The organism is Cobetia sp. 5-25-4-2 (genome assembly GCF_013374075.1).
In the GTDB taxonomy this organism is placed as follows: domain Bacteria; phylum Pseudomonadota; class Gammaproteobacteria; order Pseudomonadales; family Halomonadaceae; genus Cobetia; species Cobetia marina.
Map to the genome: position 1 here is coordinate 1 of NZ_BLWK01000003.1, position 17,652 is coordinate 17,652.

Here is a 17,652-nt window from a genome sequence, read left to right on the forward strand (position 1 = left end):
GATCAGGTAATTCGTTGTGAGCACTTGCCGCGAGCAGTAGACAGTGTCGATAAGGAGGTGATCCAGCCCCAGGTTCCCCTAGGGCTACCTTGTTACGACTTCACCCCAGTCATGAACCACACCGTGGTGATCGCCCTCCCGAAGGTTAGGCTAACCACTTCTGGTGCAGTCCACTCCCATGGTGTGACGGGCGGTGTGTACAAGGCCCGGGAACGTATTCACCGTGGCATTCTGATCCACGATTACTAGCGATTCCGACTTCATGGAGTCGAGTTGCAGACTCCAATCCGGACTGAGGCAAGCTTTATGGGATTGGCTCCACGTCGCCGTATTGCAACCCTTTGTACTTGCCATTGTAGCACGTGTGTAGCCCTACCCGTAAGGGCCATGATGACTTGACGTCGTCCCCACCTTCCTCCGGTTTGTCACCGGCAGTCTCCTTAGAGTTCCCGACATTACTCGCTGGCAAATAAGGATAGGGGTTGCGCTCGTTACGGGACTTAACCCAACATTTCACAACACGAGCTGACGACAGCCATGCAGCACCTGTCTCAGAGTTCCCGAAGGCACCAATCCATCTCTGGAAAGTCCTCTGGATGTCAAGGGTAGGTAAGGTTCTTCGCGTTGCATCGAATTAAACCACATGCTCCACCGCTTGTGCGGGCCCCCGTCAATTCATTTGAGTTTTAACCTTGCGGCCGTACTCCCCAGGCGGTCAACTTATTGCGTTAGCTGCGCCACTAAGTCCTCAAGGGACCCAACGGCTAGTTGACATCGTTTACGGCGTGGACTACCAGGGTATCTAATCCTGTTTGCTACCCACGCTTTCGCACCTCAGTGTCAGTGTCAGTCCAGAAGGCCGCCTTCGCCACTGGTATTCCTCCCGATCTCTACGCATTTCACCGCTACACCGGGAATTCTACCTTCCTCTCCTGCACTCTAGCCAAGCAGTTCCAGATGCCGTTCCCAGGTTGAGCCCGGGGCTTTCACACCTGGCTGACTTAGCCACCTACGCGCGCTTTACGCCCAGTAATTCCGATTAACGCTTGCACCCTCCGTATTACCGCGGCTGCTGGCACGGAGTTAGCCGGTGCTTCTTCTGCGAGTGATGTCTTTCCTCGGGAGTATTAATCCCGAAGCGTTCTTCCTCGCTGAAAGTGCTTTACAACCCGAAGGCCTTCTTCACACACGCGGCATGGCTGGATCAGGCTTTCGCCCATTGTCCAATATTCCCCACTGCTGCCTCCCGTAGGAGTCTGGGCCGTGTCTCAGTCCCAGTGTGGCTGATCATCCTCTCAGACCAGCTACGGATCGTCGCCTTGGTGAGCCGTTACCTCACCAACAAGCTAATCCGACATGGGCTCATCCGATAGCGCAAGGTCCGAAGATCCCCTGCTTTCTCCCGTAGGACGTATGCGGTATTAGCCTGAGTTTCCCCAGGTTGTCCCCCACTATCGGGCAGATTCCCATGCATTACTCACCCGTCCGCCGCTCGACGCCTTCTAGCAAGCTAGAATCGTTTCCGCTCGACTTGCATGTGTTAAGCCTGCCGCCAGCGTTCAATCTGAGCCATGATCAAACTCTTCAGTTGAAAGCTTGATAGTCTGTTAAGCAGACCAAACTTGGTTCAGAGTCAAACTTCTCGTGAGAGGCTTGCTCCGATATTTGGTGACCTTGTCACCACTCATCGGCAAGCGCTCACACGAATTACCTGATCAAATTTTTAAAGAGCGTCGCTGTTAAGCGAGGAGGCATATTCTATCCGGAACGCTTGAGAAGTCAAGCACTTGATGATGAGTCAGTCGACTGCCTCTAAGCATCATCCAGCGGTGAGGAGCGTTGCTCGATCACCTGTTCCGTAAGGAGTGCGGCGTATTCTAGCGAATCGCCCGGGATTGTCAATTGATGATTTGGAAGCGGACTTCAAAAACATCAAACAAAACAATCACCTGCAAACCTCTTTCACCGCTGGTAACGCCATGCGTCCCCGGCAGCGGATGCGTACTTTACGCACGATTCGGGCTGAGCACAAGGGCTTTTTCAAGAGATTGTCATCACGCTGTCACGGACGTGGCCACTCAAGGCGTCATCCTTCCGCCGGCCGGGATACCGGCTGCGCCCGCCATCCGCCACGAGACTGCGACTGCGTCTCGAGAGCGGCTTCCAGGCGTGCTTCCGGCAGCTGCATGACGCGCGCCAAGAGTGTCAGCAAGGCCACCTCTTCATCGGCCAGTGTCTGATCGGCATGCACTATCTGAGCAAGCGCCGCGAACCAGCGTTGCTTGTCCATGGGACGCAGGTGCGCCAGATGCGTGAGATGACGGCAGCGCAGCGCAGGGTTATCCCCACCCGGCTGCGACTGCGGATACTCCAGCGCCAGACCAAGTTCCGCACTGGCGTCCAGGAAGATGTCCTTGCGCAGTGCTTCATCGTCGATGAGTCCAACCATCAGCACGAGCCAGTGCTGACAGGCCGGCTGGCATTGCTGCAGGGCCAGTGAGTCGCTCTTGCGATCGATCCGCGGGTCCAGTGATTCCAGCAGCAGTTGCCATAGACACCAGACGAACATGTCCTGCGGAGGTGTCTGCGCCTTGAGCATGCGATGCGCGCGCTCATCCGCTTCCCGCCAGCGCGGTATCAACCGGTTGAGCAAGGGGATCCACTCGACCCGCGGCAAGGACTCGAGCCTGCGCCGTGCCTCACGCGCCCGCTTGCCGTCCAGCCAGTCATGCTGACGCTCAAGCTCGGTGAGCCAGACACCGCGTGTGGTCAGCTCCGAGGGGGCGATCATCGCCACCACCAGCTGCGGACAGAGAAACCTCGACAGCGTCAGGCTCTCGAGTTCTCCTCGTGAGCGCGAGAGCTCCCCCATGACCGCCGCGCCGGCGATACCCGCCATGACCCCGCCAAGCACGTCTGCCCCGATGGGGTCCTGCTGCTCGAAGGTATGCACCGGCTGCTGGCGCGCACTCAGATACTGCCGGTCCCAGCGAGGTTCCAAGCGCTTGATGCGTTCATCCAGCGGAGGATGCGAGTCGAACCAGCCTGTCAGCCATGGCGGGCGCGCTTCGACGAAGAAGAGATGGTTGTAGGTCATGGCGCGCGGATGCTGGATACGCCCCTGCCAACCCATGCCACCGATACGCTTGAGGGCCGAGGCGATGCCATCCGGGAAGCGGGTCAGGCGCACCGCACTGGCATCGGCGAGATATTCGCGTGAGCGAGCGACCCCGCGCTGCAATAGTCGCCCTCCCAGCCCGCCGAGACTGCCGAGCAACCACAGCGCCACACCCACCAGCATCAGCTGTGGCATGCCGCCTTTCCTGTCGGAACCGGAGGAGCGCGCTCTGCCCAACACGAAGCCGATGCGCCCTGCCCCCATCAGGAAGCGCCCCGCCTCGGAGAGAAACACCAGGCCGTGGACTGCACTCGCCAGGCGCAGGTTGAGGCGGATATCGCCATTGGCGATATGGGCGAACTCGTGAGCGACCACGCCCTGCAGCTCGTTGCGATCCAGCTGCTCCAACGCCCCGCGACTCAGCGCGATCACCGCATCCTGTGGCCGATAGCCCGCCGCGAAGGCATTGATCATCGCCTCATGCGGAAGCAGGAACAGCTGCGGCGTGGGCAGGTTGGCGGCAATCGCCATCTCTTCCACCACATTCAGTGCCCGTCGCTCGCTCGAGTCCTGCGTCTCGACATCCACCAGCTTGCCACCCAGGCGTGCGGCCACCATCGCACCGCCCTGCTGCAGACGCCGCAGCTCACGCGCCGCGACCAGTGCATTGCACAGGAAGATGATGCTCGCCACCGGCCAGACATATTCAAACGTCGTGGTGGCCGGGCGCCCCAGGAAACTGCTGATCGCGACATGCACCACGGCGCCGGCGGCAAGAGACACCACCAGCGACATGGCCGTGAAGGCCAGCAGCAATAGCCGCGTTCGACGACGCGCACTGTCCTGCTCGTGATAGAAATTCATTCGCGCTCGCCATCTATCCTGTCAGGATCACAGCTCAAGACCGCTGCGAGAGAAGCATCCGTCGGTCGGCTCATGAGAAGCTGACATCGGGGGCCTGACGAATCTTCACGCTGTCATCGAAGGCCAACAGGCCTGCATCACTGCGATGACCGAAGGTCGGTGCGAACATCACCTGCGGGAAGCTCTGGCGATAGACGTTGTAGTCGGTGACGGCATCGTTGTAGGCCTGACGCGCGAAGGCGACGCGGTTCTCGGTGGCGGTCAGCTCTTCCATCAGGTCGCTCATGGTCTGGTCGGCCTTGAGCTCCGGATAGGCCTCGACCACCACATCCAGCTTGCCCAGACTCGCCGCCAGCCCCTGCTCGGCGCCGGCCAGACTGGCCAGCTTGTCCATGCTGCCGGGGTGCGCCGCTGCGACATTCAAGGCGGCCATTGCCTTGTTGCGGGCATTGATCACTTCTTCCAGGGTGCCACGCTCATGGCTCAGATAGCCCTTGGCCGTCTCGACCAGATTGGGAATCAGGTCGTAGCGCCGTTTGAGCTGTACCTCTATCTGCGCGAAGGCATTCTCGAAGCGCGCCTTCAGACTGACCAGCTTGTTGTAGATCGAGATCACGTAGATGACGATCAGCGCGATTCCGCCCAGCAGCAGAAATGTTTTCATGAATGCGTCCCCTTGTAATGAAGCCTCTGCAATGAAGACTCGGCAGGCGTTGCCCCGCTCTTCGGCGAGTCTTTGCAAGCGCCCCAGTCGATCGTCCTGTGCAATCCGCTTCCAGTTTACCCATACCGGATGACGGCACCAGTCAATTGGATGACTGATTGCCAACGGGACATCATGCGGCTGGCAGCCTCACGGCACCCAATGCGCCATGAACTCGTGCACGGGCAGTGCGTCGAGTCGCTCGCGATCGCCCAGCAACGCCATCAAGGTCTCGCACCGCGAGGGCGGGAAGCAGGTGGCCAGATTGGCCCGACACTTGTCCTCGAGCGGAACGAGCGACGCTTCACGCCGCCGGCGATGTCCCAGCGGGTATTCCACCGTTACCTGCTCGGTGGCACTGCCATCGCAAAAGACCACCCGCAGGGCATTGGCGATCGAGCGCTTGTCGGCTTCCAGATACTCGCGGGTGAAGCGCGCCTCTTCCTTGACGACCATCCTGTCACGCAGCCGGTCGATCTCCGGGTGAGCGGCATGGAAGCCATCTTCATAGTGATCCGCGTTCAACTCCCCGAAGATCAGCGGCACCGCGACCATGTATTGCAGGCAGTGATCGCGGTCCGCCGCATTGGCGAGCGCGCCCTGCTTGGAGATGATGCGGATCGCCGATTCGTGGGTGGTGATCTCGATGCGCTCGATCTCCTCGAGCCGGCCGCGCACCTCAGGATGGAGCTGGATGGCGGCCTCTGCGGCGGTCTGGGCATGGAATTCGGCCGGGAAGGAGACCTTGAAGAGCACGTTCTCCATCACATGGCTGCCCAGAGGGCGCGCCAGCGTCAGACGTCGCTCGCCTTCAGGCTTGAGGGCGAGATCGCGGTTGCCGTGACTGAAGGAGACATCATTGAAGCCCCACTGCGGCGCGCTGAGGGCGCCGGGGACGCCCATCTCGCCACGCAGGGCGATGTCCGCCAGCCGCACGCCGCGTGAGGTGGCGTCTCCCGCCGCCCAGCTCTTGCGCGAGCCCGCGTTGGGCGCATGCCGATAGGTGCGCAGGCTCTGGCCATCGACGAAGGCGTGCGACAGCGCCGACAGCAACTGCTCACGATTCGCCCCCATCAAGCGCGCCGTCACCGCGGTGGTCGCCACCTTGACCAGCATGACATGGTCGAGACCGACGCGGTTGAAGCTGTTGTCCAGCGCCAGCACACCCTGGATCTCGTGCGCCATCACCATGCTCTCCAGCACATCGCGCATCACCAGGGGCGGCTTGCCCAGCGCAACACGCTGGCGCGAGAGATGGTCCGCCACCGCCAGAATGCCGCCGAGATTGTCCGAGGGATGCCCCCACTCCGCCGCCAGCCAGGTGTCGTTGTAATCCAGCCAGCGGATGGTGCAGCCGATGTCCCATGCCGCCTTGACGGGATCGAGACTGAAGGAGGTGCCGGGCACGCGCGCGCCATGCGGCACCAGCGTCTCGGCCACCAGCGGCCCGAGATGCTTGGTGCATTCCGGGAAGCGCAGCGCCAGGATGCCGCAGCCGAGAGTATCCATCAGACACAGACGAGCGGTGTCCATCGCCTCTGCCGAGGGACCTGAGCGCTCGTGCTTGCCGGCCAGACCGTCCACATTCGAATCCACATCCGCATCCGTATTCGCGACAGGGGGATCGTTGCAATACCCCAGCACATAGTCGGCGATCTGCTGAAGCTCCGGGTCATAGTCCGGGCGCTGATTGGCGCTGGCCTGACTTGTACTGGCTTGAGTGGCGCTGAGACGGCTTTCATCCGTCTGTTCAGAGGATGGCGTGCTCATACATGACCTCCTGTCGTGGATCGTCTTTGCCCGCATGCGACTCCCGTCACACCTGTACTTACCCCACTACCTGCACACATACCACAGAGACGCGAAAGCCGGCCCTCTGCACATGCATGCCAGGCCGGCTTTCATCGAGATGCCGCAGGAGGGATATCAAGAGGGATATATTGACAGTAGACCATCGCCTGCCAATGCCGGCGCTAGCGCATCAAGGTCTCCGCCGGCACCCGCACCCAGCCTTCCATCAGGATACGCGCGCTGCGACTCATCACGGCTTCACTGACGGTCCACTCGCCCTCGCCTTGCTGGCCATCACTGACCTGGCCTGCCTCTGTCTGCCGATGGGCACTCGCGCCGACCCTGAGCGTGCCGGAGGGGTGTCCGAAGCACACCGAGTCACGCGCCGCGCCAGTCTGCCCGGCCCCAGACTCAGCCTCGGCTCCGCCAGCGGCGGCAAGATTGACCAGCGTGCCGGGTACCGCAGCAGCCGCGGCAATGGCGACAGCCGCGGTGCCCATCATGGCGTGGTGCAGCTTGCCCATCGACACGGCGCGAATCAGCACATCGATCTCGCCTGCCTTGATCTCCCGGCCGCTGGAGACGACGTGATCCACCGGCGGCGCCACGAAGGCGACCTTGGGGGTGTGTTGCCGCGTGGCCGCCTCAGCGAGATCATTGATCAGTCCCATGCGCAGTGCGCCGTGGGCGCGCAATGTCTCGAGGCGCGCAAGCGCCTCGGCGTCCGAGTTGATCGCCTCCTGCAGCTCGGTGCCCTGATAGCCGAGGTCGCGTGCATTGACGAAGATGGTCGGGATGCCGGCGTTGATCAGGGTCGCCTGGATCTGCCCGCCAGCGGCCACCGATTCCGGCACCTCCAGCGCATCGACCACATTGCCGGTGGGGAACATGCTGCCCTCACCCGCGGCGGGATCGCGGAAGGCGACCGCCACTTCGGCGGCCGGGAAGGTCACGCCATCCAGGGCGAAGTCGCCGGTTTCCTGGACGCGCCCTTCGCACATCGGCACCCGCGCGATGATGGTCTTGGCGATGTTGGCCTGCCAGATGCGCACCTCGGCGATGCCGTCACGCGGCAGGCGCTCGGCCGGCACCAGGCCCTTCTCGATGGCGAAGGGCCCGACCGCCGCCGAGAGGTTGCCGCAGTTGCCGCTCCAGTCGACGAAGGGCGAGTCGATGGAGACCTGGCCGAACAGGTAGTCGACGTCGTGATCCGGCTGTTCGCTGCGACTGATGATCACCGTCTTGCTGGTGCTGGAGGTCGCGCCCCCCATGCCGTCGATCTGCTTGGCGTAGGGGTCGGGGCTGCCGATCACGCGCAGCAACAGGGCGTCACGCATCGGACCCGGCACCTGCGCCGCTTCCGGCAGTTCATCGCGCAGGAAGAACACGCCCTTGCTGGTGCCGCCACGCAGATAGGTGGCGGGAATCCTGAGCTGTGCCTGCTGGCTCATGCCGATACCTCCGCCGCCGTCTCGCCCGGTGCCTGTGAGCTGAGGAAGTCTTCAGCGAAGCGCTGCAGCACACCGCCCGCGGAGTAGATGGAGACCTCCTCACGGGTATCGAGGCGACAGGTGACCGGCACGCGTTCGACCTGGCCTGCCTTGTCGCCGGCGGTGCGCTCGATCACCAGCGTGAGCGCTGCCCCCGGGGCCGGTTCGCCCTCGACGGCGTAGATCTCGCTGCCATCCAGCGCCAGCGTCTTGCGTGTGGTACCGGCGGCGAACTGCAACGGCATCACGCCCATGCCGACCAGATTGGTGCGGTGGATACGCTCGAAGCCTTCCGCGACGATGGCCTCGACCCCCGCCAGCCGCACGCCCTTGGCCGCCCAGTCACGCGACGAGCCCTGGCCGTAATCCGCACCCGCGATGATGATCAAGGGCTGCTTGCGCTGCATGTAGGTCTCGATGGCCTCCCACATGCGCACTACCTTGCCTTCCGGCTCCAGACGCGTGAGCGAGCCCTGCTTGACCTCGCGCTTGCCGTCCGCCCCTTCCACCACCGCCATCTCATTGATCAGCTTGGGATTGGCGAAAGTGGCCCGCTGTGCAGTGAGGTGGTCCCCACGGTGGGTGGCGTAGGAATTGAAGTCCTCCTCCGGCAGGCCCATCGCGGCCAGATACTCGCCCGCCGCACTGCTGGCCATGATGGCATTGGAGGGCGACAGGTGATCGGTGGTGATGTTGTCCCCCAGCACCGCCAGTGCCCGCATGCCGGTGAGCGTCGGCGCGCTGGCCAGGCCGCCTTCCCAGTACGGCGGACGACGGATGTAGGTGCTCATCTCGCGCCAGTCATACAGGGGACTGGTGGAGGCATCGCGGTCGTCTCTGGCCTCGAACATCGGGATATAGACCTGACGGAAGTGGTCCGGCTTGACGCTGGAGCCGACGATGGCGTCGATCTCCTCGTCGCTCGGCCACAGGTCCTTGAGCATGATCGGCGAGCCGTCCGGCGCATGCCCCAGCACGTCCTTCTCGATATCGAAGCGGATGGTGCCGGCGATGGCGTAGGCGACCACCAGCGGCGGCGAGGCCAGGAAGGCCTGCTTGGCGTAGGGGTGGATACGGCCATCGAAGTTGCGATTGCCGGACAGCACCGCGGTGGAATAGAGATCGCGCTCGATGATTTCCTGCTGGATCGCCGGGTCCAGGGCACCGCTCATGCCGTTGCAGGTGGTGCAGGCGAAGCCGACGATGCCGAAGCCGAGCTGCTCGAGTTCCGGCAGCAGTTCCGCTTCTTCCAGATACAGCTGCACCGCCTTGGAGCCCGGCGCCAGCGAGGTCTTGACCCACGGCTTGCGCGTCAGTCCCAGCGCATTGGCGCGCCGAGCCAGCAACCCTGCGGCGATGACGTTGCGCGGATTCGAAGTGTTGGTGCAGCTGGTGATGGCGGCGATGATCACCGCGCCATCCGGCATCAGGTCACGCCCGTCCTCGTCCTGCTCATGCTCGACCACGCCGGAGATGCCGCGCGCGGCCAGCTCGCTGGTCGGCACGCGACTGTGCGGATTGGAGGGCCCCGCCAGGGTGCGCACCACCGAGGACAGATCGAAGGTCAGCTCGCGCTCATATTCCACCGCGCCCTCGATATGGCCGCTCTCATCTGCCCACAGGCCAGTCTCGCGTGCGTAACGCTCGACCAGCGCGATGTTCTCCGGCTCGCGGCCGGTCAGGGTCAGGTAATCCAGCGTCTGATGGTCGATGTAGAACATCGCCGCCGTGGCGCCGTACTCCGGCGTCATGTTGGAGATGGTGGCGCGATCACCCAGCGTCAGGCTGGCCGCGCCTTCGCCGAAGAATTCCAGATAGGAGGAGACGACCTTCTCGGCGCGCAGGAATTCGGTCAACGCCAGCACGATATCGGTGGCGGTGATGCCCGGCTGCGGGCGCCCGGTGAGGCGCACGCCGATGATGTCGGGCAGGCGCATGTAGGAGGCACGCCCCAGCATCACGCTCTCGGCCTCCAGCCCACCGACGCCGACGGCGATCACGCCCAGCGCATCGACATGTGGCGTGTGGCTGTCGGTGCCCACCAGGGTATCCGGGAAGGCGACCTGATGGCCCTTTTCATCGGCGCGCGACTCGATCACCGGCGACATCCGCTCCAGATTGATCTGGTGCATGATGCCGTTGCCCGGCGGGATCACGTCGATATTCTCGAAGGCCTGACGGGTCCAGTCGATGAAGTGGAAGCGGTCCTCGTTGCGACGCTCCTCGATGGCGCGGTTCTTGGCGAAGGCGTCCTTGTCGAAGCCGGCGTGCTCCACCGCCAGCGAGTGGTCGACGATCAACTGGGTCGGCACCACCGGATTGACCTTGGCCGGGTCTCCGCCGCGCTCGGCGATGGCATCACGCAGGCCGGCCAGATCCACCAGCGCGGTCTGACCGAGGATGTCATGACACACGACGCGCGCGGGGTACCACGGGAAATCGAGATCACGCCGACGCTCGATCAATTGCACGAGGCTGTCACGCAGCTGATCCGGCGGGCAGCGGCGCACCAGGTTCTCGGCCAGTACGCGTGAGGTATAGGGCAGACCGGCGTAGGCGCCGGGGGCGATGTCTTCCACGGCGGCACGCGCATCGAAGTAGTCGACCGGGGTACCCGGTGACGCCGTGCCAGGCAGGGGTTTGCGATACTCGGTATTCATGGGCATCCGGACTCATCAGGCGATCAGGAAAACGATCGGCCAGCACGCTGACTGGCCGAGGAAAGGGTCAGTCGCGCTGCTCGATGGGCAGCCAGTCGCAGTGCTCCGGGCCAGTGTAATCGGCGCTCGGGCGGATGATGCGATTGTTGGCGCGTTGCTCGAAGACATGTGCCGCCCAGCCGGTCAGGCGTGAACAGACGAAGATCGGCGTGAACAGCTTGGTGGGAATGCCCATGAAGTGATAGGCGCTGGCGTGGAAGAAGTCGGCGTTGCAGAACAGCTTCTTCTCGCGCCACATCACGGCTTCGACGCGCTCGGAGACGGCGTAGAGCTGCGTATCGCCCACATCGTCCGCCAGCTTGCGAGACCACTCCTTGATGATGGCATTGCGCGGGTCACGCTCACGGTAGATGGCGTGGCCGAAGCCCATGATCTTCTCGCGGCGTTCCAGCATGCCGAGAATCTCGCGCTCGGCCTCCTCCGGTGAGCGCCAGTGCTCGATCATCGCCATCGCCGCCTCGTTGGCACCGCCATGCAGCGGTCCGCGCAGCGAGCCGATGGCTGCCGTCACGCAGGAGTGCAGGTCAGACAGCGTCGAGGCGCAGACACGTGCGGTGAAGGTCGAGGCATTGAATTCGTGCTCGGCATAGAGGATCAGCGAGGTATTCATCACCGCAGCATGCAACTCGCTGGGGGCTTCGCCATGCAATAGGTGCAGGAAGTGCGCGCCGATGGAGTCATCATCGGTCTCGGTGTCGATGCGCACGCCATCATGACTGAAGCGATACCAGTAATTGATGATCGACGGGAACACGGCCAGCATGCGGTCGGCCTGATCGGACTGCTCCTCGAAGCTCTCTTCCGTCTCCAGATTGCCGAGCATCGAACACCCGGTACGCATCACGTCCATCGGGTGAGCGCTGGCCGGAATCTGCTCAAGCACCGCCTTCAAGGCGTCCGGCAGACCCCGCAACCCCTTGAGGCGCGCAATGTAGGCATCCAGCTCCGCCTGATTGGGCAACTTGCCCTTGAGAAGCAGATAGGCAACTTCCTCGAAGGCTGCGTGACTGGCGAGGTCTTCCAGGTCGTAACCGCGATAGCGCAGACCGGAACCGGACTTGCCGACGGTGCACAGCGCCGTCTCACCGGCACTCTGGCCGCGAAGACCACTGGGGGCGCTGGTGCTCGAAGTAGCGGTGGTCGGGTTGGCGATGGTATCTGACATGGCGCGATCTCCTTGGCAGTGACGTCATTGAGTTGTTCTTTTTCTTGTAGGGCATAAAGCGTCAAGCCCCTCGCCGGCCAGGCGTCTGCCAGCGAGGGAGAAACGGTCGGGCCGGAAGTGCCGGCCCGTGAAGCCGATGACCTCCAGAAGCAAGACATGGCGTCCGTCTCGAGCGTCTGGCATCAATCCTTGCGGCTTTCGGCCTCGAACAGGGTGTCCAGCTTCTGCTCGAAGGTGTGGTAATCGAGGAAGTCGTAGAGCTCCATGCGGGTCTGCATGTCGTCGACGACATCCTTCTGATCACCCTTGTCGTGGATGTTCTGGTAGACCTTGAGGGCGGCGGCGTTCATGGCGCGGAAGGCAGACAGCGGATAGAGCACCATCCGGCAGCCGACATCGCCCAGCTCGCGCTGGTTGAACAGCGGCGTGGCGCCGAATTCGGTGATGTTGGCCAGGATCGGCGCGTCGACGCCCTCACAGAAGGCACGGTAGTCCTCGAGGGTATGCACCGCCTCGGCGAAGATGGCGTCGGCACCGGCTTCGACACAGGCGTTGGCACGTGCGACGGCGGCTTCGAGCCCTTCCTTCTGGAAGGCATCGGTGCGCGCGATCAGATAGAAGCTGTCATCACGACGCGCATCGGCAGCGGCCTTGATGCGATCGACCATCTCCTGGCTGGAGACGATCGCCTTGTTGGGGCGGTGTCCACAACGCTTCTGGGCGACCTGGTCCTCCAGGTGCACGGCCGCCACGCCGGCACGCTCCATCTCCTGAATGGTGCGCGCGATGTTGAAGGCGCCACCCCAGCCGGTATCGATGTCCACCAGCAGCGGCAGTTCACTGGCGGCGGTAATGCGACGCGCATCTTCCAGCACGTCATTCATGCTGGTCATGCCCAGATCCGGCAGACCGTAGGAGGCGTTGGCCACGCCGCCACCGGACAGGTAGATCGCCTGATGCCCGACGCGCTCGGCCATAATGGCGGTGTAGGCATTGATGGTGCCGACGATGGGCAGCGGACGATTGGCCTCCAGCGCCGCGCGGAAGCGGGCACCGGGGCTTGGCAGGGCGGTGGAACTCAGATGGCGTGACATGACATCTCCCGGGCTGGGCCCATGACGGGGTTGGAATTGTTCGGTCGGTTCAAGTCGTGAGCGGTGCGTCAGCTCACTCTTCGCCCTGCTCCTGCTTGAGCGTGGCGGCATAGCGGCGGGCGACGTTCTCCCGCGAGGCGCTGACATGGCGGCGCATCAGCAACTCCGCCAGTTCCTCATCGCCGGACTCGATGGCATCGACGATGCGATGATGCTCGACGAAGGCCTTCTGCGGGCGTGATCCACTGGCGCTGAACTGGGTGCGATACATGCGCACAAGGTAATAGAGGTCATCACAGAGAATCGTCATCAGCATGTGGTTGTGGCTGCCGAGCACGATCTGATAGTGGAAATCGAGGTCGCCTTCCTTCTGGAAGTAGGCGGTACCGGTCTTGAGGTCCGACTGCTGTTCGTGGGTCTTGAGCACGCTGCGCAGCCGCGCGACCTCTTCCTGTGTCATGTGGCGTGCGGCCAGACGGGCGGCCATGCTTTCCAGTGCCTCACGCACATCGAACAGCTCCAGCAGCTCGGTCATCGAGAGCTTGACCACCCGCGCGCCGACGTGGGGCACGCGCTCGATCAGACGATGGACCTCGAGGCGGCGCATGGCCTCGCGCAGCGGTCCGCGCGAGATCCCGTAGGCCTGCGCCAGCCCCGGCTCGGTGATCTTGCTGCCCGGTGCCAGCTCACCGCGCACGATGGCGTCCTGCAGCTGGTGGAAGACGCGCTCGGCCAGGGTGCGCACCTCGGGGGTCGCTGCCGTCGCGGAGGCGGTGTGGCCTGCCTGCTCGGCAGTGGCGCCGCGCGCGAGGCTTCGAGCGGTGGTGGCATTGTGAAAGGCATCGGTGGTCATGGCGGTCAGGCAATCCGGCTGGACAAGGGGCTGAGACAGGACAATGGCGATGAGGGACTTTCAGCACCATTGTCGACAATCATTCACTGAATGCCAGACTAGCCAGCGCGCCTGTGTGGGTCAAGATGCAATCCGCCAAATCTTCTACACCTTTGGCGTTAGACACGGCTACCCTGCTGGAAAAACTGCTGTCAGAACAAGGCTGAACTGCCCTGAACCTCGTCATGCAAGCCAACCCGCCAGCACCGTCTGGCGGCACGGCAAGGCACGATGAACGGCACGAAAAACGCCCCGCCAGCGCAAGCTGACGGGGCGTTCGACTCTCGGGGACTCGCCCTTTCATCGGCAGGCTTGTCGACAATCCTTCAGATTTAGCCGAAGCTGAGCTCCGCGCCGATACGGCGGGGTTTCTGGAAGGGCAGCGAATGATCGGTGCCGGGGATTTCCAGCGATTGCCAGCCCGGATGACGTTCGGCCAGCAGCGCATGATAGTCACGCAGGGTCGTGGGGCTCTTGCCACCGACCATGCTGCGTACCTCGCCGCCTGCCGCCAGCACGTCAGCCAGCAGAGCCTCGCGGTCAATCTCGCGCACGGCATGCGTGACACAGTCCAGGGCATTGGCGAAGCCCAGATGACGATGCGCCAGGCGCGCCACCATCATGCGCTCGGCACGCGGGTTGCGCGTGCGATGCGGGGAAATGAGGTCGAGGAACGCGGTGATCCCCGCCTCGGGGCTTGCCGCCTCGCGCATCGCATGCGCCGCCTCGGCGTAGCCATCGCGCACCTGGATCATGGTGGCGTGGCATTCGCGCTCCAGCAGTGCCGGTTCCAGCAGGCTGATGTCGCCGACCTTCACCTCCGGGCGCTCGGCGCGCAGACGCTGGACGAGACGCATGGCGACCAGCCCGCCAAAGCTGTAGCCGATCAGGTCGAAATGCGTGATGCGCTGCGTCTCGATCAAGGCCATCACATCCTCGACCACCTGCTCGAGGGTGAAGGGAGGTTCACCGCCATCGGGTGCCACCGTCTGCCCCATGCCGCGCAGGTCAGGAATGATCAGCTCGTCATGGGCCGTGAGATGCCCGACCAGCGGTGCCCAGGTCAGCGTGCCTGCCACTCCGGCGCCGTGCAGCATCAGCAAGCGACGCCCACCATTTGATTCACGACGCGTCAGACGCTGCCAGAAGATGTTCTGGTCAGGACGTGACAGCAGATGTTGGCCATGTTCGAACTCGGGATGCATGCAGGGCTCCGGTAGGGTGCCAGGGCTGGGCAAGCGACTGGGCAAGAGGACTGGGCGAACGTCAGCACACGCGTCGGGACAGTCGTCGATGACAGCGCAGGGCGTTCAGAGGCAGGCACCTTAATCAGCGCTCGGGAGAACGGCAAGCCAACAAGGACAGCCCCTCATCGGAATCCGCACGCATGGGCGGACAAAACGCGTCTGGATGCCTAGAATGCCCTGTCCGCCAACGGAAGCTGTCATGACCATCTCGCTCGAAATCACTGCCCTGCCCTACGCCCTCGCCGCCGAGGACGAGGCCTCCACACTGTCGCGCTTCGCACGCCTGCGTACGCGCCCCGACGCCGTGCTGCTCGACAGCGGCCAGCCTTCACTGGCCGGCGGTCGCTTCGATATCATCAGCAGCGACCCGCTGGCCGTGCTGGAGCAAGGCGCGCATGGCGGCAAGCTCACCGGCCCACTGCCGGAGACGATGCGTGACCTGAGCCAGTTCAGTGAAGCATTGGAGCGCCTCGCCCGCCTGCCGGTGATCGAGGCCCAGCGCCAGCTGTTGACCCTGCTGCCGCAGACGCTGGCAGGCGAAGAGCTCGCCCAGCATGATCTGAGCGCCGAGGACCTGCCGTTCATCGCTGGTCTGCTGGGTTACTGGAGCTATGACTTCGGGCGCGCACTCGAGACATTGCCCGCCACGGCCGAGGACGACATCGCCCTGCCCTGGTCGCGGCTCGGTCTCTACGACTGGGCATTGATCAGTGATCATCAGCGTCAGCAGAGCTGGCTGATCGCCTCGCCCCAACGGCGCAGGCAGGTGCTTGAGTGGCTGGAGCAACCGGCGCCGAGCCGCGCCGACTTCGCCCTCGACACCCCCTTCGCGCCGCTGCTGGATCGCGCGGGCTACGGCGAACGCTTCCGCCAGGTGATGGAGTATCTGCACGCTGGTGACTGCTACCAGATCAACCTGACCCAGCGCTTCTCCGCCGACTGCAGTGGCGACAGCTGGGATGCCTACCTGCGCCTGCGTCAGGCCACGCCGACGCCCTATGCGGGTTATCTGAGCTGGCAGGACGCCAAGGGCGAGGAGATGGCCATCGTCTCCGTCTCGCCGGAGCGCTTCGTCGAGGTCAATCACCGCGCGGTCGAGACCAAGCCGATCAAGGGCACCCGCGCACGTGGCGCGACACCAGAAGAGGACGCCCGACTGGCCGCCGAGCTGCTGGCCAGTCCCAAGGACCGCGCCGAGAACGTGATGATCGTCGACCTGCTGCGCAATGATCTGGGGCGTGTCTCCGCGCCCGGCAGCGTCAAGGTGCCATCGCTGTGCGCGCTGGAGAGCTACGCCAACGTGCACCATTCCGTCAGCACCATCACCAGCACGCTGGAGGAAGGGCGCGATGCGCTGGATCTGCTCGGCGCCGCCTTCCCCGGTGGCTCCATCACCGGCGCGCCCAAGATACGCGCCATGCAGATCATCGAGGAGCTGGAGCCGGTTCGCCGCAGCGCCTATTGCGGCAGCCTCGGCTACCTGGACATCCGCGGGCACATGGATACCTCCATCGCGATCCGCACGGCGGTGATCGCCGAGGGCCAGGTGCACCTGTGGGGCGGCGGCGGCCTGGTCGCCGATTCCGAGGAAGAGGCCGAATACCGCGAAAGCCTGGCCAAGATCCAGCGACTGATGGAAGCGCTCGGCTGACAGGCGGCGTTATAAGCCGTCATGAGCGCCATAACTCGATGGCATATAACGATCGAACGAATTCGTATTGGGGAAGCAGTGCCCGCCTTTGATAGGGTAGGCGCATTCCTGCACGTCTCCTTGAGCGCTACCCGCCTCTGCTGATGGCTTTTCCTGGCCATTGATCAGCCCTGCGCCCCGCTCCATCGGACGTGCCCTCGTTCTGGAGACTCCTCATGTCCGATACCTTCGATCTCGCCCGCATCAATGCCGAATTCGGCAACGACCCCGAAGCCCTGACTCGCTGGGCCCTGTCGCTGGACAAGCACGCCATCTGCACCACCAACTTCCGCCCCTTCGAGGCGGTGATCCTGCACATGGTGACGCGCTTCCGTCCTGACATCCCCATCGTGTGGATGGACAACGGCTACAACACCGATGCCACCTATCGTTTCGCCGATGAGGTGACGCGCAAGCTGAATCTGAATCGCATCATCTATCTGCCGCAGCGTACCCGCGCGCACCGTGAAGCCGTCGATGGCCTCACGCCGCATATCGATGACCCGCGCCACGAGGCCTTCACCCGTGAAGTGAAGCTCGAGCCCTTCGAGCGTGCCCTGCGTGAGCTGAACCCCGAGATGTGGTTCACCGCCGTGCGCGCCAGTGACACCGCCTTCCGTGCCGGCATGCAGCCGGTCTCGCTGAACGGCGATGGCCTGATCAAGGTCGCACCGGTGCTCCACTGGTCCTCCAAGCAGATGCACGAGTATCTGGTCGCCCACGACCTGCCCAACGAGTTCGACTACGTCGACCCGACCAAGGCGGAAGACAACCGTGAGTGTGGCCTGCACCTGGCGCATTGATCCTGTCGGCCACACGCAAAACGCCCGCCTCTCAGGAGGCGGGCGTTTTCATTTGCGCAATGGCAGGTCAGGCGA

General features: G+C 63.5%; 11 protein-coding genes and 1 rRNA gene. 2 read left to right on the forward strand and 10 right to left on the reverse strand.

Annotation, left to right across the window (positions count from 1 at the left end; translation table 11 throughout):
• Positions 1–50: 50 nt before the first annotated feature.
• From HXS65_RS07650 to HXS65_RS07695, 10 genes are all read right to left on the reverse strand, one after another.
• A 16S ribosomal RNA gene (locus HXS65_RS07650) occupies positions 51–1,591 on the reverse strand.
• Positions 1,592–2,086: 495 nt separating this feature from the next.
• Entirely contained in the window at positions 2,087–3,982 is a 1,896-nt protein-coding gene (locus tag HXS65_RS07655) for a M48 family metallopeptidase (protein WP_176493602.1), read from the reverse strand.
• 70 nt (positions 3,983–4,052) lie between these two features.
• Positions 4,053–4,646 (reverse strand): LemA family protein, encoded by a 594-nt coding sequence (locus HXS65_RS07660; protein WP_176493603.1) that lies wholly within the window; start codon positions 4,644–4,646, stop codon positions 4,053–4,055.
• A gap of 189 nt (positions 4,647–4,835) precedes the next feature.
• Entirely contained in the window at positions 4,836–6,455 is a 1,620-nt protein-coding gene (locus HXS65_RS07665) for a bifunctional 2-methylcitrate dehydratase/aconitate hydratase (RefSeq protein WP_176493604.1), read from the reverse strand.
• Positions 6,456–6,658: 203 nt separating this feature from the next.
• Positions 6,659–7,927, reverse strand: a complete 1,269-nt coding sequence (gene prpF / locus HXS65_RS07670) for a 2-methylaconitate cis-trans isomerase PrpF (protein WP_176493605.1) — start codon at positions 7,925–7,927, stop codon at positions 6,659–6,661.
• On the reverse strand, positions 7,924–10,626 hold the full coding sequence (acnD, locus tag HXS65_RS07675; protein WP_176493738.1) for a Fe/S-dependent 2-methylisocitrate dehydratase AcnD: 2,703 nt from the start codon (positions 10,624–10,626) through the stop codon (positions 7,924–7,926). The genes prpF and acnD overlap by 4 nt, the downstream gene beginning before the upstream one ends.
• A 67-nt stretch (positions 10,627–10,693) precedes the next feature.
• Positions 10,694–11,851, reverse strand: a complete 1,158-nt coding sequence (prpC, locus tag HXS65_RS07680) for a 2-methylcitrate synthase (RefSeq protein ID WP_077379315.1) — start codon at positions 11,849–11,851, stop codon at positions 10,694–10,696.
• A 182-nt stretch (positions 11,852–12,033) separates the two neighbouring features.
• Positions 12,034–12,945, reverse strand: coding sequence for a methylisocitrate lyase (prpB, locus tag HXS65_RS07685; RefSeq protein ID WP_077379313.1), 912 nt, complete (start codon positions 12,943–12,945; stop codon positions 12,034–12,036).
• Between the two features lie 73 nt (positions 12,946–13,018).
• Positions 13,019–13,798: a GntR family transcriptional regulator gene (locus HXS65_RS07690; RefSeq protein WP_084209281.1), complete on the reverse strand. Its 780-nt coding sequence runs from the start codon at positions 13,796–13,798 to the stop codon at positions 13,019–13,021.
• A gap of 371 nt (positions 13,799–14,169) precedes the next feature.
• Positions 14,170–15,042 (reverse strand): alpha/beta fold hydrolase, encoded by an 873-nt coding sequence (locus tag HXS65_RS07695; RefSeq protein WP_176493606.1) that lies wholly within the window; start codon positions 15,040–15,042, stop codon positions 14,170–14,172.
• A gap of 241 nt (positions 15,043–15,283) precedes the next feature.
• Between HXS65_RS07695 and pabB the strand changes: the two genes are divergently transcribed.
• Positions 15,284–16,735, forward strand: coding sequence for an aminodeoxychorismate synthase component I (gene pabB, locus HXS65_RS07700; protein ID WP_176493607.1), 1,452 nt, complete (start codon positions 15,284–15,286; stop codon positions 16,733–16,735).
• Between the two features lie 215 nt (positions 16,736–16,950).
• Positions 16,951–17,577, forward strand: coding sequence for a phosphoadenosine phosphosulfate reductase family protein (locus HXS65_RS07705; RefSeq protein WP_077379306.1), 627 nt, complete (start codon positions 16,951–16,953; stop codon positions 17,575–17,577).
• Positions 17,578–17,652 lie beyond the last annotated feature (75 nt).

Excerpts from the sequence above, each read along its gene's own strand:
- HXS65_RS07665 (WP_176493604.1), bottom strand. The coding sequence starts at position 6,455 with ATGAGCACGCCATCCTCTGAACAGACGGATGAAAGCCGTCTCAGCGCC.
- acnD (WP_176493738.1), bottom strand. The coding sequence starts at position 10,626 with ATGAATACCGAGTATCGCAAACCCCTGCCTGGCACGGCGTCACCGGGT.
- pabB (WP_176493607.1), top strand. The coding sequence starts at position 15,284 with ATGACCATCTCGCTCGAAATCACTGCCCTGCCCTACGCCCTCGCCGCC.
- prpC (WP_077379315.1), bottom strand. The coding sequence starts at position 11,851 with ATGTCAGATACCATCGCCAACCCGACCACCGCTACTTCGAGCACCAGC.
- HXS65_RS07690 (WP_084209281.1), bottom strand. The coding sequence starts at position 13,798 with ATGACCACCGATGCCTTTCACAATGCCACCACCGCTCGAAGCCTCGCG.
- HXS65_RS07655 (WP_176493602.1), bottom strand. The coding sequence starts at position 3,982 with ATGAATTTCTATCACGAGCAGGACAGTGCGCGTCGTCGAACGCGGCTA.
- HXS65_RS07705 (WP_077379306.1), top strand. The coding sequence starts at position 16,951 with ATGTCCGATACCTTCGATCTCGCCCGCATCAATGCCGAATTCGGCAAC.
- prpF (WP_176493605.1), bottom strand. The coding sequence starts at position 7,927 with ATGAGCCAGCAGGCACAGCTCAGGATTCCCGCCACCTATCTGCGTGGC.
- HXS65_RS07660 (WP_176493603.1), bottom strand. The coding sequence starts at position 4,646 with ATGAAAACATTTCTGCTGCTGGGCGGAATCGCGCTGATCGTCATCTAC.
- prpB (WP_077379313.1), bottom strand. The coding sequence starts at position 12,945 with ATGTCACGCCATCTGAGTTCCACCGCCCTGCCAAGCCCCGGTGCCCGC.
- HXS65_RS07695 (WP_176493606.1), bottom strand. The coding sequence starts at position 15,042 with ATGCATCCCGAGTTCGAACATGGCCAACATCTGCTGTCACGTCCTGAC.